This window comes from Bacterioplanoides sp. SCSIO 12839 (genome assembly GCF_024397975.1).
GTDB lineage: Bacteria > Pseudomonadota > Gammaproteobacteria > Pseudomonadales > Oceanobacteraceae > Bacterioplanoides.
The window spans coordinates 1,380,980-1,393,387 of the sequence record NZ_CP073745.1 but is presented as its reverse complement, the minus strand read 5'-3'; the positions used below and the strand labels follow the sequence as shown (position 1 = coordinate 1,393,387).

At 48.8% G+C, this 12,408-nt stretch carries 11 protein-coding genes and 2 tRNA genes; 3 read left to right on the top strand and 10 right to left on the bottom strand.

Going from position 1 to position 12,408, the window contains the following annotated elements; all coding sequences use genetic code 11:
• The first annotated feature begins 9 nt into the window (after nt 1-9).
• The 3 genes from KFF03_RS06520 (at nt 10) to KFF03_RS06510 (ending at nt 3,946) form a co-directional block, all read left to right on the top strand.
• Nucleotides 10-1,050 carry a ketopantoate reductase family protein gene (locus tag KFF03_RS06520; RefSeq protein ID WP_255859914.1) on the top strand — a complete coding sequence of 347 codons (1,041 nt, stop codon included), beginning with the start codon at nt 10-12 and terminating at the stop codon, nt 1,048-1,050.
• A gap of 87 nt (nt 1,051-1,137) precedes the next feature.
• Nucleotides 1,138-3,522, top strand: coding sequence for a fatty acid cis/trans isomerase (locus KFF03_RS06515; RefSeq protein WP_255859913.1), 2,385 nt, complete (start codon nt 1,138-1,140; stop codon nt 3,520-3,522).
• A gap of 43 nt (nt 3,523-3,565) precedes the next feature.
• On the top strand, nt 3,566-3,946 hold the full coding sequence (locus KFF03_RS06510) for a hypothetical protein (RefSeq protein WP_255859912.1): 381 nt from the start codon (nt 3,566-3,568) through the stop codon (nt 3,944-3,946).
• A 566-nt stretch (nt 3,947-4,512) separates the two neighbouring features.
• Here the strand turns inward: KFF03_RS06510 and KFF03_RS06505 are convergent.
• The 10 genes from KFF03_RS06505 to thrS form a co-directional block, all read right to left on the bottom strand.
• A tRNA-Arg gene (locus KFF03_RS06505) sits at nt 4,513-4,589 on the bottom strand.
• 3 nt (nt 4,590-4,592) lie between these two features.
• Nucleotides 4,593-4,669: transfer RNA gene (locus KFF03_RS06500), tRNA-Pro, on the bottom strand.
• An 86-nt stretch (nt 4,670-4,755) separates the two neighbouring features.
• On the bottom strand, nt 4,756-5,115 hold the full coding sequence (locus tag KFF03_RS06495; protein WP_255859911.1) for a MerR family transcriptional regulator: 360 nt from the start codon (nt 5,113-5,115) through the stop codon (nt 4,756-4,758).
• Nucleotides 5,093-5,398, bottom strand: a complete 306-nt coding sequence (gene ihfA, locus KFF03_RS06490; RefSeq protein ID WP_255859909.1) for an integration host factor subunit alpha — start codon at nt 5,396-5,398, stop codon at nt 5,093-5,095. Before ihfA ends, KFF03_RS06495 begins: the two co-directional genes overlap by 23 nt.
• 1 nt (nt 5,399) lies before the next feature.
• Nucleotides 5,400-7,826, bottom strand: a complete 2,427-nt coding sequence (gene pheT, locus KFF03_RS06485) for a phenylalanine--tRNA ligase subunit beta (RefSeq protein WP_255859908.1) — start codon at nt 7,824-7,826, stop codon at nt 5,400-5,402.
• A 24-nt stretch (nt 7,827-7,850) separates the two neighbouring features.
• The gene (pheS, locus tag KFF03_RS06480) at nt 7,851-8,855 is read right to left on the bottom strand and encodes a phenylalanine--tRNA ligase subunit alpha (protein ID WP_255859904.1); all 1,005 of its coding nucleotides are present in this window, start codon (nt 8,853-8,855) and stop codon (nt 7,851-7,853) included.
• Between the two features lie 139 nt (nt 8,856-8,994).
• On the bottom strand, nt 8,995-9,348 hold the full coding sequence (rplT, locus tag KFF03_RS06475) for a 50S ribosomal protein L20 (protein ID WP_068435564.1): 354 nt from the start codon (nt 9,346-9,348) through the stop codon (nt 8,995-8,997).
• 24 nt (nt 9,349-9,372) lie between these two features.
• Nucleotides 9,373-9,567, bottom strand: coding sequence for a 50S ribosomal protein L35 (rpmI, locus tag KFF03_RS06470; protein ID WP_255859901.1), 195 nt, complete (start codon nt 9,565-9,567; stop codon nt 9,373-9,375).
• Nucleotides 9,568-9,759: 192 nt separating this feature from the next.
• Nucleotides 9,760-10,299, bottom strand: a complete 540-nt coding sequence (infC, locus tag KFF03_RS06465; RefSeq protein WP_304941531.1) for a translation initiation factor IF-3 — start codon at nt 10,297-10,299, stop codon at nt 9,760-9,762.
• 3 nt (nt 10,300-10,302) lie between these two features.
• Nucleotides 10,303-12,234: a threonine--tRNA ligase gene (gene thrS / locus KFF03_RS06460; RefSeq protein WP_255859900.1), complete on the bottom strand. Its 1,932-nt coding sequence runs from the start codon at nt 12,232-12,234 to the stop codon at nt 10,303-10,305.
• Nucleotides 12,235-12,408 lie beyond the last annotated feature (174 nt).

Below are 12,408 nucleotides of genomic sequence, written 5' to 3'. Positions count from 1 at the left end.
AAAGTGAGTATGAATATTCTGATCGTCGGTGCTGGCGCAGTAGGCCAGGTGTATGGCTATCATTTTCAGCAAGCCGGCAATCATGTCAGCTACCTGATTAAGGAAAAATACCGCACACAAATCGCGCAAGGTATGACGCTATTGCCGTTAAATAGCCATAAGTCGTTAAATAACCGCAGCGCATCATCGCCAGAAGTACATTTTTTTGCGGACGATATTATTACTCAGTGGCCTACAGAGAAATCCGGATTTGACCTGATTATCCTGACCATTCCTTCTGATGCACTGCGTTCATTGCCTTATGACGACGTTCGACAAGCCTGTATAAATACTCCGGTATTGATGCTACAGCCCAGCCGGGAAGATCGTCAGCGATTACAACAGGAATTACCCCACACTCCTATTGCAGAAGGGTTAATCAGCCTGATTGCCTATCAGGCGCCTCTTCCAGACCACCCCTTGCAAATCCAACACTTGCCAGCTGATACAGAACAAGAAAACAGCGGCATCGCGTATTATTTACCGCCGCTAAAAATGTCGATTTCATCAATATCACAGCCGCTAGCCAAACAGATTTCTGCGTTATTTAACCAGGGAGGCATCCGCGCCAAAGTGTCAGCATCTGCGATTGAGGATTCAGCCATACCCTCCGCCTTCCTGATGACTTTTTTATGCGTCTTGCAAGCATCCGACTGGCGCTTTCAGCAATTGCGTGACAACACCCAACATCTCAAAACGCTCTCCAGGGCTCAACGCTTTTTGATTCCCATGCAGAAACCCGTCGGCTTCGGCCGGACCTTGCTACACATCGGCAGCTCGCTGATGCTGCGACCGTGGCTCTATCGCCTGTTACTCAACCTCTCTCCCAAGGTATTACCACTACCGCTGGAGGCCTATCTCGCCTTCCATTTTCAAAAGGTGCACCAACAGACCCGGTTATATATGGAAGATTATTACCGCCACCATCCAGATCACTCCATTGGTAAACTGCTGGATTTGTGTCAGCCACTCCCGATCAATCAAGACCCAAAAATAAAAAACAGAGCGTAAAATAAATACGATTTTACGTTTTGCCTGATCGATTGATTACGATCAATGGTAAAATTCGGGCGACTGTTTTGCTGGAGGAGGAGCAACGTGTTTCGTTTATTGGTTGTTTTGGTTTTGTTAGCCGGTTGCAGCAGCGTTGCCTTGCTGTCTGAAGATCTGGATGCCTTATTTGGTGAGAGAGTGATCACCGACAGGCGCTCAGCCCCGGGAACTGCCAGTGCAGATCATTATGACCAGCAGATCAAGCCCATTTTTGAACAGCGCTGCATCGTTTGTCATGGCTGTTACGATGCTCCCTGCCAACTAAAACTCAACTCGCCGGAAGGCATTATGCGTGGCGCGAATCCGGAGCTGGTTTATAACGGCACACGCATTTTGGCCTCCACACCACAGCGCCTGGGCATTGATGCACACACCACCGAACAATGGCGCGAACGTGGCTTTCACAGCATCCTCAACGAACGCAGCCAGACCGCCGCCATTAACACCCAGAATTCGGTGCTGTATAAAATGCTGGAATTAAAACAGCAACACCCAAACTTCCAGGCTGAAGACTCGCCGTTAATTCATGACGATGTGACCCTTGGCCTGGATCGCGAACAGCAGTGCACCACTCGTGAAGATTTTAATCAGTTTGCAGTCGACCACCCGCTCTGGGGAATGCCTTATGCATTGCCAGCCCTGGCAGAGGAGGAACATGAAAGACTGTCAGACTGGATTCGGGCCGGTGCTGCCATGTCTTTGCCCCCGCAACTTCCGGAGAACATCGAGAAGCAACGACAACAGTGGGAACACTTTTTAAATGGAGACTCTCTGAAACAGCAACTAACCAGTCGTTATATTTATGAACACTGGTATCTGGCTAATTTGTATTTTTCCGAGCTCCCCATATTTACTCAGCAAGAGCCAGAACAGCGTCCGGGCTACTTCTTTAAACTGGTACGTTCCGCAACACCACCAGGGCTACCTATTCGGCCGATCGCTACACGCCGTCCGTATGATGATCCAGGCGTTAAGCGAGTGTATTACCGCTTACAGTTAAACCATGCCAGTATTGTCGCCAAAACACACATGCCCTATCGCTTAAATCAACAACGCATGGATTGGCTCACCGACTTATTTATAACGCCGGAGTATGCCGTAAACACGCTGCCGGGGTATGACAATGAAGTAGCAGCCAATCCCTTTATTGCCTTTAAAGATCTGCCAGTTAGTGCTCGTTACCAATTAATGCTGCAAGAAGCTGAATTTACCATCATGGGCTTTATTAAGGGGCCAGTATGCCGTGGTCAGGTCGCATTGAATGTTATCAATGATCATTTTTGGGTATTTTTCACCTCTCCGGATAAGGTTAAAGATCAGGAGATGGCGGATTTTCTGAATCAGCAAAGTGAAAACTTACGCTTGCCCGGAGAAGATGAAAGCAATTCGGGCATCGTCACCAACTGGTTTAAATACAGCCATTTACAAGGGGAGTTTTTAAAGGCTAAACGTCAGGCGAATAAACAATTGTCTGATAATATCAAACGTTTTGACACCAGCCTGATCTGGAACGGTGAAGGGAAAAACCCGAACGCGGCATTAACCGTTTTTCGTCACTTTGACAGTTCCAGTGTGGTTAAAGGGCTGGTAGGACAAAACCCTAAAACCGCCTGGGTAATTACTTACCCTCTGTTGGAGCGAATTCATTATTTATTAGTGGCTGAATTTGATGTGTACGGCAATATTGGCCATCAGCTGTTAACACGGCTTTATATGGACTTCTTAAGAATGGAAGGCGAGTTTAATTTTCTGGCTTTCTTACCTCAAAAAAGTCGACAGGAACTGGCTCAATATTGGTATCGTGATACCAGCGATGAAGTCAAAGAGTTTCTGCTGACTCAGGGCGAACACTTAATTCGGAATCCGGATATTCACTACAATACGACCAATCCAAAAGCGGAATTGTTTGGCTTGTTAAAGTCACATCTGGACACAACACTCAGCCATAAATACACACTGCAGCAGCACACAACGCCGGAATTATTAGCTGAGTTATTACCGATCAACCGAATCACAGGAAGAGCTGCCAACCTGATGCCGGAAATGTCGGTATTAATGGTTGATAATTATTTGGGAAAACCGACGTTATTTACCCTGATCCGCAACAGCGGACACAGTAATATTAACGGCCTGCTAACTGAAGACAGCAATCGCTTACCAGAAGAAGATTACCTGACGCTGGTTCCGGGGGTTTTAGGAACCTATCCGGGTGCCATGTACCGGGTTTCTGCTTTCCGTTTACCAAAACTGGTTGAAGCCATCACATCACTTGCCGATGAAGACGACTACCAACGGTTTGTTGATCAGTTTGGCGTGCGTCGCACCAATCCACGATTCTGGCTGCATAGCGATGAAGTCCATCGTCAATTCGCTGAACAAGATCCGCTCTATTACGGCATTCTTGACTTTAATCGTTTAGAAAATCGCTGATTCAGGTTAACTTGAATAGCTTATTGGTGGCTGGGTGCTTGTTATGTTTGAAGCACATTGTGATTACAGTATTAAAGTTGATGGCAACATGATGCTCTGCACCATGCAGGGCGCTTGGAATGTTGAAGGAACTGTTGAGTACTTCGAGTCTGTAAAGCAACACGCTCAAACCTTAATACAATCCCCTTGGGGTCGTATTGTTGATACCACTCATTTTGATGCAGGCCCCATTGAAATCATGCAAATACTGATTGATATTCAGAAGTGGAGCCTTGAGCATAATTGTCAGCTACTGGTTATCGTCGGATCCAAAACCCTTAACCGGGATATCATCGAGAAGAACAAGCATCAATACCCGAAGATGGCACTGGCAAGTACTATGGAAGAAGCCATCAAACAGATTAAGCAATGCCTGGAAGAGTAAAGAGAGAATGGCCCGCCCGAGAGGATTACTTACGGCCTGCGGCCAATCGTCGTGCCTCCGGTGTTCTCTCCGTTCGCAAGCTCACTGCGAGTCGAACCTATCAGAGATTCTCATCCACATCGGGCTTGAGATGAATGTCGAAAAGACAATCCAGTGCAGAAAATAAGCAGAGTATTTTGAGGATATTTATGAAATGGCCCGCCCGAGAGGATTACTTACGGCCTACGGCCCATCGTCGTACCTCCGATGTTCTCTTCGTTCGCAAGCTCACTGCGAGTCGAACCTATCAGAGATTCTCATCCACATCGGGCTTGAGATGAATGTCGAAAAGACAATTCAGTGCAGAAAATAATCAGAGTATTTTGAGGATATTGATGAAATGGCCCGCCCGAGAGGATTACTTACGGCCTACGGCCCATCGTCGTACCTCCGATGTTCTCTTCGTTCGCAAGCTCACTGCGAGTCGAACCTATCAGAGATTCTCATCCACATCGGGCTTGAGATGAATGTCGAAAAGACAATTCAGTGCAGAAAATAATCAGAGTATTTTGAGGATATTGATGAAATGGCCCGCCCGAGAGGATTCGAACCTCTGGCCTTCGCCTCCGGAGGGCGACGCTCTATCCAGCTGAGCTACGGGCGGAATTGGTCGGGATGAGAGGATTTGAACCTCCGACCACCTGCACCCCATACAGGTGCGCTACCAGGCTGCGCTACATCCCGAACGCATGCTGAGGAATATCTCAGCGGTTTGGAGTATAACTTAAGTGTCTGAAATGTGAAGGTTTTTATCGATTGGTAATAAATACCTAGTCTGCTCTCAGTAGCTCTTCAAGCTCTTTCAGCTCGCTGATCATGCTTTTAATCAACGCTTTATCCATCGCGACTGCACCATCATCACCTTCATCACTCAGACGCTGACGAGCACCACCAATGGTATAGCCATTTTCATAAAGCAAGGTGCGGATTTCACGGACGAGGATAACGTCCTGACGCTGATAATAGCGGCGATTGCCGCGGCGTTTCACCGGGCTTAACTGAGGAAACTCCTGCTCCCAGTAACGCAGTACGTGTGGCTTCACATCGCACAGCTCACTCACCTCACCAATGGTGAAGTAGCGTTTTGCAGGAATTGGGGGAAGTTCGTTATTGTGGCTCGGTTCCAGCATAGGCTTCTACCCGGATTTTGAGCTTTTGTCCTGGCTTAAACGTCACAACGCGACGTGCAGAGATCGGAATCTCTTCACCGGTTTTTGGATTACGGCCTGGTCGTTGGCTTTTGTCACGCAAGTCGAAGTTGCCAAATCCTGACAACTTCACTTGTTCGTTTCGGCTCAGGCTACCGCGAATCTCATCAAAGAAGAGATCCACCATATCCTTTGCTTCACGTTTGTTCAGACCAAGATCGTCAAACAGTTTTTCTGCTAATTCTGCTTTGGTCAGAGCGGTCATGCTAACCCCTTAGCGTTGCTCCCAAACTTTGTTCAAGATGAGCAAGTACGGCGTTCACCGAATCGTTCACCTCGTCATCAGTCAGAGTGCGTGAAGGATGCTGCCAGGTCAAGCCCAAAGCCAGACTTTTTCTATCTGGATCAATACCTTTGCCGACATAAACGTCAAACAGGTTGAGGTTTGTCAGATATTCTCCAGCCTGTTCGCGAATGGCGGCAAACACGGCTTCCACTTGCTGCTCCTGCTTCACAACCAGTGCCAGGTCACGACGCATTTCCGGGAATTTAGACAGTTCACCAAACGCAGGAACCGCTTTCTGTTGAATCGCTTCCTGATCCAGCTCCACCAGATAAACGGTTTGCTTCACACCTACCTGCTTTTGCAGACTTGGGTGAATGGCGCCAATCCAACCAACTGGCTTGCCGTTTTTCTCGATACGAGCAGTCTGGCCCGGATGCAGTGCCGGATGTTGCGCCGCAACAAACTTATACGCCTCTGCTTCACCGGTACGAGCCAATAAGGTTTCAACGTCACCTTTCACATCGAAGAAATCGACTGCTTCATCCTGAGCACTCCAGGACTGCGGCAAACGCGAACCACAGACCGCTAACGCCAAAGTAGGTGTTTGGATCAGTTCGTTCTTACCATCTACATCTGTTGGTACAAAGCGAAGACCGGTTTCGAATAAACGAACACGCGGCTGCTGGCGTTTCAGATTATGGGAAACGGCACCAACAAGGCCAGCCCACAAGTTAGTGCGCATCACCGACATTTCGGTAGAAATCGGATTCAGCAGCGCCAAGCCTTCAACTTCAGGGTCCATGGCTTTCTGCATCTTAGGATCAACAAAGCTATAAGTGATCGCTTCCTGATAACCACGAGCAACGAGCTGACGACGCAGATCTTTGATCGTCATTTTTGCTTCTGGCATGGTAGCCAATGGCGTGTGTGCTTTCGGCGTACGCACCGGCAAACGGTTGTAACCGTAAATGCGCGCCAGCTCTTCAATCAGATCAGCCTCAATCGCCATATCGAAACGATAGCTTGGTGCTTTTGCACTCCAGCTAACATCATCGTCAGAACCGTTAACACTGACATCCATACCCAAACGGGTCAGAATTTCAGTAATGTCGTCCTGCGCCATTTCCAGACCCAGAACCTGCTTCACACGACGGTTACGCAGGGTGATATCGGCTGCAACCGGCAGATCTTTTTCGCTTAACGCCTCAACGATTGGGCCTGGTTGACCACCACAAATCTCAATCACCAGCGCAGTCGCACGCTCCATGGCGTTACGTGCCAGTTCATAATCAACACCACGCTCGAAGCGGTGGGAAGAATCGGTGTGCAAACCATAAGAACGTGCACGGCCAGCAATGGTAATTGGGTTAAAGAACGCCGCTTCTAACAACAGATCCTGAGTTTCGCCGTTCACACCTGAGTGTTCACCACCCATGATGCCCGCAATCGCCAGAGCCTTGTTATGGTCAGCAATCACCAGGGTATTGTCTTTTAATTCGACTTCCTGACCGTCTAACAAGGTCAGTTTTTCGCCCTGCTCAGCCATACGTACACGAATGCCGCCATCAACCTTAGCCAGATCGAATGCGTGCATCGGTTGGCCTTGTTCCAGCAGAATGTAGTTGGTGATATCTACGACCGGATCAATCGAGCGAATACCACTACGGCGCAGCTTCTCCACCATCCATAATGGTGTTTCTGCTTTAACATTCACACCTTTAACAATACGGCCTAAATAACGGGGACAGCCTTCGGTAGCCGTTACTTCAATTAAGGCTTTATCGTCAATCGCCGGAGCAACCGCTTCAATCACCGGGCCCTGAACATCCGACTTGCTTAACACGCCCACTTCACGCGCCAGACCTGCAATGCTCAGGCAATCGGCGCGGTTAGGGGTTAAATCAACTTCGATGATTTTGTCATCCAGATCCATGTATTCACGGAAATCCTGACCCACCGGAGCAGACTCTGGCAATTCCATCAAGCCGTCAGAGCTTTCAGCCATACCCAACTCTTGTTCGGCACACAACATACCGAAAGATTCAACGCCACGCAGCTTGGCTTTTTTGATCTTAAAGCCTTTGCCATCTTCGGTCGGCAGCACAGCACCGATCTTAGCAAAAGGAATTTTTAAACCTTCGCGCACATTGGCAGCGCCACATACAATCTGGAAGGTTTCAGTGCCATCACTTACCTGACACAGGCTTAATTTGTCGGCATCTGGGTGTTGTTCACGGCTAACCACCTGGCCAACCACAACGCCGCTAAAGTCACTGGCAACGTCTTCGACGCCATCAACTTCTAAGCCCGCCAGCGTGACCTGATCACACAGCTGCTGAGTATCCCAGGCGCCTTTTTCATCATTCGGCTGCACCCACTCGCGCAACCACTGTTCACTGAATTTCATAAGAGTGTCCTCTGGTTGCGGGTGTTAGTTAAACTGCTGCAGGAAACGCAGGTCATTTTCGAAGAATAAACGCAGGTCGTTTACGCCGTAACGCAACATCGCCATACGCTCAACCCCCATACCAAAGGCAAAACCACTGTATTGCTCAGGGTCGATACCCACGGCTTCAAAGACTTTGGGATGAACCATGCCGCAACCGCCGATTTCCAGCCAGCCACGTTTGGTGCCTTCTGGAGTTTCAACAATCCACTCGATATCAATCTCAGCAGATGGCTCAGTAAACGGGAAATACGACGGACGTAAACGCACTTTGACGTCACGCTCAAAGAAGGCCGCCATAAACTGTTCCAGCGTGCCTTTTAAATCGGCAAAGCTGATGTCTTTATCAACCAGCAGACCTTCCACCTGATGGAACATCGGTGAGTGAGTCTGGTCGTAATCGCAACGATACACACGACCCGGGCAAATGATACGAATCGGTGGCTGTTGCGCTTCCATGGTGCGCACCTGAACCGGAGAGGTATGGGTACGCAGCAGCGTGTGAGCATCAAAATAAAAGGTATCGTGCATGGCACGCGCCGGGTGATGCGATGGAATGTTTAATGCCTCGAAGTTGTGGAAGTCATCTTCCACTTCCGGCCCTTCTGCCACCTGGTAACCAGCACCGGCAAAAAAGCTTTCAATACGTTCCAGAGTGCGGGTAACCGGGTGTAAACCACCGGTTTGAGCAGCACGGCCAGGCAGAGTGATATCAATGGTTTCACTCGCCAGCTTGGCATTCAGCGCTTCGGTTTCCAGCGCTTCTTTGCGTGCATTAATGGCATTCTGTACCTGGGTTTTGGCTTCGTTGATAACCGCACCAATTTTCGGACGATCTTCCGGTGCGACATTACCCAGGTTTTTCATCAGGGAGGTGATTTCCCCTTTTTTACCCAGAAACTGAACCCGGACCTGATCCAGCGCAGCAACATCTTGCGCTTCTTCAACGGCACTCAGGGCTTGTTTTGTCAGGGCTTCGAGGTTTTCCATGTTGGTTTCCACGTTGCTTATTGGTAATAGCTTCAAAATGACAAAAAAATAGGGGAATGAACGAATCCACTCCCCTATTTCACAGGCCTCAGAAGTCTGAAGCCTGCCTGGCAAACCGATTCACGGCTTACCGCCGAAATTACAGGCTGGACTTGGCTTTTTCTACCAGAGCCGCGAACGCTGCTTTTTCGTTAACTGCTAAATCAGCCAGCACCTTACGGTCAATTTCAACAGTTGCCTTTTTCAGGCCATTGATGAACTTGCTGTAAGACAGACCGTTCTGACGAGCACCCGCATTAATACGAGCAATCCACAGTTGACGGAACTGACGCTTACGCTGACGACGGTCACGGTAAGCGTACTGACCCGCTTTAATAACCGCTTGTTTAGCGACGCGGAATACACGGCTACGAGCACCGTAGTAACCTTTAGCCTGCTTCAGAATTTTTTTGTGACGACGACGAGCGACAACACCACGTTTTACACGAGCCATAATTTATCTCCTGAACAGTACCGATTAAAGGTTAGGTAACATACGCATAACCAACTTTTTGTCGGCAGCGTGCAATTGCAGCATTGGACGTAAGTGACGCTTACGCTTAGTGCTCTTCTTGGTCAGGATGTGGCTACGGTGAGCCTGACGGTGCTTGAAACCGTTCGCAGTCTTTTTGAAGCGCTTAGCTGCGCCACTCTTAGTTTTGATCTTAGGCATTTTTTCAACTCCAACGTTATGGTGCGTACAGAAACTAAGACCCTGTACAACACCTGCCATACAAGCAGGGCGTATAAGCACCTGCCATGAGAACAGCAAACTTTTATAAGCTTACTGAGTGTCTGGCAGAACGAATAAAACCCAGCCAATACAACATAATTTGGCTGGGCTTAAGGTTCTTTGAAAACCAGACTACTTCTTTTTAACCGGGCCTAGGACCATCACCATCTGACGGCCTTCCAGCTTAGGACGCTGTTCAACCGTACCCAGATCTTCCAGGTCACCTTCAACACGATTCATTAATTCCATACCGATTTGCTGGTGCGCCATCTCACGACCACGGAAACGAATGGAAATTTTCGCTTTATTGCCCGCTTCTAAGAATTCACGCAGCTTACGCAGCTTAATCTGGTAATCGCCTTCTTCAGTGCCCGGACGGAATTTGATTTCCTTAATCTGGACCTGATGCTGGCGCTTTTTAGCTTCGGCCTTCTGCTTTTTCTCTTCATACAGCTTCTTACCAAAGTCCATAATTTTACAGACAATCGGATCGCCGTCAGAGATCTGTACCAGATCCAGCTCTGCTTCCGCAGCCGCTTCCAAAGCTTCTTTAATACTTACAACGCCGACCTGATCGCCGTCAGCACCGATTAAACGTACCTCAGTGGCACGGATATTATCATTAATAGCCGCGCGTGGTTCTTGACGGCCTCTTCTATTATCGCGTCTGATAACTCAGCTCTCCATTCCAAACCGACCGCGCTGTGCAATAGCGCCTTCCAACAGCTCGATAAAGGCATCGATACTCATTACGCCCAGGTCTTCACCTTTACGCGTACGGACAGCTACGGTGTTTGCTTCTACTTCTTTATCCCCTACCACCAACAGGTAAGGTACCTTGTGCAAAGTGTGCTCGCGGATTTTAAAGCCGATCTTCTCGTTTCTCAAGTCCGCTTGGGCACGGAATCCGCGTGATTTCAGGCTTTCTGCCAGTTTTTCACAATATTCGCTCTGATTATCGGTGATATTGAGTACCGAAACCTGCTGCGGAGCCAACCAAGGTGGCATCGCTCCGGCGTAATGCTCAATCAGAATCCCAACAAATCGCTCGAACGAACCCAGAATAGCACGGTGTAACATCACCGGCGTTTTGCGCTCGCCATCTTCGTCAACAAATTGTGCACCTAAACGGCCCGGCAACATAAAGTCGAGCTGCAAGGTACCGCACTGCCAGACACGATTCAGACAATCGCGCAGGGAGAACTCAATCTTAGGGCCATAGAAAGCGCCTTCACCCGGCTGCAATTCCCACTCCAGACCAGCATCATTCAATGCGTCTTCCAGTGCGGCTTCTGCCAGATCCCACTGTTCATCTGCACCAATACGGCCTTCTGGGCGAGTCGACAACTTCATTTCAACCGCGTCAAAACCGAAGTCTTTGTATACATCCAGCGTCAGCTTAATAAAGTCAGAGGCTTCCTGACGGATCTGATTTTCAGAAACAAAAATATGCGCATCGTCCTGAGTAAAGCCACGCACCCGCATAATGCCGTGCAGAGCACCGGATGGTTCATTACGGTGACAGCAGCCAAATTCGGCTAAGCGTAATGGCAGGTCACGGTAGCTCTTCAGGCCCTGATTAAATACCTGAATATGACCCGGACAGTTCATCGGCTTCACCGCATAGGTGCGCTTTTCCGATTCGGTGGTAAACATCGCATCAGAGTAATGTTCCCAGTGACCGGATTTTTCCCACAACGCGCGATCAACCACCTGAGGGGTTTTAATTTCTTTATAACCGGCGTCGTTCTGAACTTTACGCATGTACTGCTCAAGAACCTGATACATGGTCCAGCCATTTGGATGCCAGAACACCATACCCGGCGCTTCTTCTTGCAGATGGAACAAGTCTAATTGTTTGGCCAGTTTACGGTGGTCACGCTTCTCAGCTTCCTCCAAACGAGTCAGGTAAGCCTTTTGCTCTTTTTTGTCGTTCCATGCGGTACCATAAATACGCTGTAACTGCTGATTATTCGCATCGCCACGCCAATAAGCACCGGAGACCCGCATCAGTTTAAAGACACGCATCACACGAGTGTTCGGTACGTGAGGGCCGCGACACATATCCACGTATTCTTCGTGATGATACAGGCCAACTTCGGTTTCACCCTTCTCGATCAGGTTATCAATCAGCTCAACCTTGTAATCTTCCTGACGATCAACAAATACCCGGCGCGCCTCACGAATCGGCGTCATTTTCTTTTCTACGGTGTAGTCTTTTTTGATCAGCTCTTTAATACGCTTTTCAATATCAGCCACATCTTCCGGCGTAAATGGACGCTCAAAGTCGATGTCGTAATAGAAGCCGTCGTCAATCACCGGGCCAATCGCCATTTTGGCGTGTGGATACAACTGCTTAACGGCATGGCCAACCAGGTGAGCAAAGGAGTGACGAATCACTTCCAGACCGTCCTGATCACGGCCCGTGATCAGGGTCACATCAGCATCATGCGTAATCAGTTCACAAGCATCGACCAGCTCACCATTAATACGACCACACACGGTCGCCTTGGCTAAACCCGGGCCGATATCTTCGGCAACTTGCATCAAGGTAACAGGCTGGTCGAATTCGCGCTTCGAACCATCAGGAAGGGTAATAACAGGCATTATTGAGTCCTTTACCAGTGGTGGCCCCCACGACAGGCCACGTGAAAATTGATCGCGTACTTTACAGAGTCAGCGCAAAAGTGTAAACCACGGAATCATGGTAACCCGAGTGACTGCAAAACCCCCTTAAAATCCTGACCAAAATATCAACGTAACAAAAAATTACATTTTTTT

What these genes read in the sequence shown, in the direction of transcription:
- pheS (WP_255859904.1), bottom strand. Translation starts at nt 8,855, where the DNA reads ATGGAAAACCTCGAAGCCCTGACAAAACAAGCCCTGAGTGCCGTTGAA.
- ihfA (WP_255859909.1), bottom strand. Translation starts at nt 5,398, where the DNA reads ATGACCGCTCTGACCAAAGCAGAATTAGCAGAAAAACTGTTTGACGAT.
- pheT (WP_255859908.1), bottom strand. Translation starts at nt 7,826, where the DNA reads ATGAAATTCAGTGAACAGTGGTTGCGCGAGTGGGTGCAGCCGAATGAT.
- thrS (WP_255859900.1), bottom strand. Translation starts at nt 12,234, where the DNA reads ATGCCTGTTATTACCCTTCCTGATGGTTCGAAGCGCGAATTCGACCAG.
- KFF03_RS06520 (WP_255859914.1), top strand. Translation starts at nt 10, where the DNA reads ATGAATATTCTGATCGTCGGTGCTGGCGCAGTAGGCCAGGTGTATGGC.
- rplT (WP_068435564.1), bottom strand. Translation starts at nt 9,348, where the DNA reads ATGGCTCGTGTAAAACGTGGTGTTGTCGCTCGTCGTCGTCACAAAAAA.
- rpmI (WP_255859901.1), bottom strand. Translation starts at nt 9,567, where the DNA reads ATGCCTAAGATCAAAACTAAGAGTGGCGCAGCTAAGCGCTTCAAAAAG.
- KFF03_RS06495 (WP_255859911.1), bottom strand. Translation starts at nt 5,115, where the DNA reads ATGCTGGAACCGAGCCACAATAACGAACTTCCCCCAATTCCTGCAAAA.
- KFF03_RS06510 (WP_255859912.1), top strand. Translation starts at nt 3,566, where the DNA reads ATGTTTGAAGCACATTGTGATTACAGTATTAAAGTTGATGGCAACATG.